Source organism: Pseudomonas sp. CM25 (genome assembly GCF_013179705.1).
In the GTDB taxonomy this organism is placed as follows: domain Bacteria; phylum Pseudomonadota; class Gammaproteobacteria; order Pseudomonadales; family Pseudomonadaceae; genus Aquipseudomonas.
Window position 1 is genome coordinate 1 of record NZ_JABMCW010000574.1, and the last position, 2,058, is coordinate 2,058.

A 2,058-nucleotide genomic window follows, 5' to 3' on the forward strand; every position below is an offset into this window, starting at 1 on the left:
CCAGGCTGCCCAACGAGCGGGCCAGCACCTTGGCGGTTTCTTCACCAACATCCGGAATGCCCAGTGCATAGATGAAACGCGCCAGGCTCGGGCGCTTGCTGGCCTCGATGGCGTCCAGCAGTTTCCTGCTGGACACTTCAGCGAAGCCTTCCAGGCCGACGATCTGCTCGAATTCAAGCTTGTAGAGGTCTGCCGGCGAACCGATCAGGCCTTCGTCCACCAGTTGCTCGACGCTCTTCTCGCCAAGGCCGTCGATGTCCATGGCGCGGCGCGACACGTAGTGAATGATTGCCTGCTTGAGCTGGGCGCCACACGCCAGCCGGCCGACACAGCGATATACCGCACCTTCGCTGGTGGTTTCCTTGCCTTTGCTGCGCTTGACCAGCTGGGTACGCTCGACCTGCGAGCCACATACCGGGCATTCGCTTGGCACGGCGACCGGACGGGCACCTTCCGGGCGGCGCTCTAGCACCACCTGCATCACCTGCGGAATCACGTCGCCGGCACGGCGGATGATGACCGTGTCACCGATGCGCAGGCCAAGGCGGGCAATTTCATCCATGTTGTGCAGGGTGGCGTTGGACACGGTCACGCCGGCCACCTTGACCGGTTTCAGGCGGGCCACAGGCGTTACCGCACCCGTGCGGCCAACCTGGAACTCGACGTCGAGCACTTCGGTGAGTTCTTCCATGGCCGGAAATTTATGGGCGATTGCCCAGCGCGGCTCACGGGCACGGAAACCCAGCTCGCGCTGGGAGGCCAGGCTGTTTACCTTGAACACCACACCGTCGATTTCGTACGGCAGGTTGTTGCGCCGCTCGCCGATGTCGCGGTAGTAGGCCAGGCATTCCTCGATACCCGCCGCGTGCTTGAGCTCGCGGCTGATCGGCATACCCCAGGCCTTGAGTTGCTCGAGAACGCCGATATGGCTGTCGCCGATGCTCTCGGAAACCTGACCGACGCCATAGCAGCAGAACTCCAGCGGGCGGCTGGCGGTAATTTTCGAATCCAGCTGGCGCAGACTGCCAGCGGCGGCGTTGCGCGGGTTGGCGAAGGTCTTGGCGCCGGCCTCGGCCTGAGCAGCATTCAGCCGATCGAAACCGGCCTTGCTCATGTACACCTCGCCGCGCACCTCCAGCACCGCCGGCCAGCCCTCGCCCTGCAGCTTGAGCGGGATGTTGCGCACGGTGCGCACGTTGGCGCTGATGTCCTCCCCGGTGGTGCCATCGCCACGGGTGGCGCCCTGCACCAACTGGCCGTCGCGGTACAGCAAGCTCACGGCCAGGCCGTCGAGCTTGGGTTCGCAGCTGAAGTCGACCGCCCCGGGCTGGTCGAGGCCGTCAACCACGCGGCGGCCGAACTCACGCAGGTCGGCTTCCTCGAAGGCGTTGCCCAGGCTGAGCATGGGCACTTCGTGGCGCACCTGGCTGAAGGCGGCCAAGGCCTGGCCGCCGACGCGCTGGGTGGGCGAGTCGGGTGTTACCAGGTGCGGGTTTTCGGCCTCCAGGGCCTTGAGCTCGTTGAACAGACGGTCGTATTCGGCGTCGGGCACACTGGGCTCGTCGAGCACGTAGTAGCGGTAGTTGTGCTGGTCGAGTTCGTGGCGCAGTTCGTGGATACGGGATTCGGCGGTCATGGGATTTGTCTTCTCTTGCAAAGCAAAAGAGCAGCCTGGGAGTGGTGCGTGGGGTTCAAGGTAATTGTTGCCTGTGCCGGCCTCTTCGCGGGTAAACCCGCTCCCACAGGGACAGCACAAACCTCAAGGGCAGTGTTGTACCTGTGGGAGCGGGTTTACCCGCGAAGAGGCCAGCACAGGCAACAAAGGTACCCGAACCGACCAGCACGCCCTCAGGCTGCTCTTTCGTCTGGATCTGTCAGCGCTTCTGGGTCAGCGCGCGGCGCTCGAATTCGACGATGCGCTGGCGGTAGTGCTCGATGGTCTGGGCGGTCAGCACGCTGCGCTGGTCATCCTTGAGCTCGCCGTTGAGCTCGTGGGCCAGCTTGCGTGCCGCGGCCACCATCACATCGAAGGCCTGCTTCGGATGACGCGGGCCTGGC

General features: G+C 64.5%; 2 protein-coding genes. Both read right to left on the minus strand.

Features of this window, described 5'->3' with window-relative positions:
* Positions 1-1,636 (minus strand): NAD-dependent DNA ligase LigA (gene ligA, locus HP546_RS29580; RefSeq protein WP_172233238.1); only part of this gene is annotated, 1,636 nt, incomplete at its 3' end.
* A 238-nt stretch (positions 1,637-1,874) separates the two neighbouring features.
* On the minus strand, positions 1,875-2,058 hold a 184-nt coding region (locus HP546_RS29585), incomplete at its 5' end, for a cell division protein ZipA C-terminal FtsZ-binding domain-containing protein (RefSeq protein WP_306125996.1).